Source organism: Tissierella pigra (assembly GCF_009695605.1).
Lineage (GTDB): Bacteria > Bacillota > Clostridia > Tissierellales > Tissierellaceae > Tissierella > Tissierella pigra.
Genome location: NZ_VUNQ01000121.1, coordinates 1 through 1,016 on the forward strand (window position 1 = coordinate 1; position 1,016 = coordinate 1,016).

Below are 1,016 nucleotides of genomic sequence, written 5' to 3' on the forward strand. Positions count from 1 at the left end.
ATGCTTTGATAGGAATAAACTAATAGTCTTAAAAGAGCATTATGAATCTATAGGTATAGTATCTCCAAAAAGATATGGTAAAAATACATTGATTAAAACAAATGTTAATCCCTCTTTTGATGTAGAAGATAGAGATTTATCAACATATGATGAAATTTATGAGGAGGGAAAAAGTGAGTAATGTAGCTTATGAGAGAATTAAAAATAACTTAGAAAAGCTAAAACTAACAAAAATAAATGAAATAATAGATAACTATTTGGAAATAGCCTTAAAAGAAGAAACCAATATAGTAGATATACTAGACTATCTTTTAGATCAAGAAACTAAATTTAAAGACACAAGAGCTTCAGAAATACAGGTAAATGTAGCAGGTTTTCCATATAGAAAAACCTTGGAAGACTTTGAATTTGAATTTCAACCTTCAGTTGATAAACGATTAGTTGAAGAATTATCTACATTAAGGTTTGTGCATAATGCTGAAAATGTGGTGTTCTTAGGACCACCTGGAGTTGGTAAGACCCATTTAGCTATAGGATTAGGTATCACAGCAGCTAAGAATAGGCATTTAACATATTATATTAGTTGTCAGGACTTAATATCAGAACTAAATAAGGCACACTTTGAAAACCAACTTCAAAAGAAACTCAAACATTACGCTAAGTACAAGCTATTGATAATAGATGAAATAGGGTATCTTCCTATGGATATTCAAGGGGCTAACCTATTCTTCCAACTAATAGCTAAAAGATATGAAAAGTGTTCAACTATATTTACTTCAAATAAGTCATTTTCACAGTGGGGTGAAGTATTTTCAGATAATACAATAGCGGCTGCTATTTTAGATAGAATACTTCATCACGCAACGGTAGTTAATATTAAAGGAGAATCATACAGATTAAAAGATAGAAAAGAGTATATGTCTTCTAGAAAAGAAATCACAAATACTCTTTTAAATAAATAAATTCTCTGCACTTTTTAAATGACTTTTTTATGTAGAATTAGATTGTCGTTGACA

The 1,016-nt window shown here is 29.3% G+C and carries 2 protein-coding genes; both read left to right on the plus strand.

Annotated elements, in window-relative coordinates; translation table 11 throughout:
• A partial coding sequence (locus FYJ83_RS19825; RefSeq protein WP_195838084.1) for a hypothetical protein occupies window positions 1-181 on the plus strand: 181 nt, incomplete at its 5' end.
• The gene (gene istB, locus FYJ83_RS19585; RefSeq protein ID WP_216584825.1) at window positions 174-962 is read left to right on the plus strand and encodes an IS21-like element helper ATPase IstB; all 789 of its coding nucleotides are present in this window, start codon (window positions 174-176) and stop codon (window positions 960-962) included. The genes FYJ83_RS19825 and istB, both read left to right, overlap by 8 nt.
• The last annotated feature ends 54 nt before the right edge of the window (window positions 963-1,016 follow it).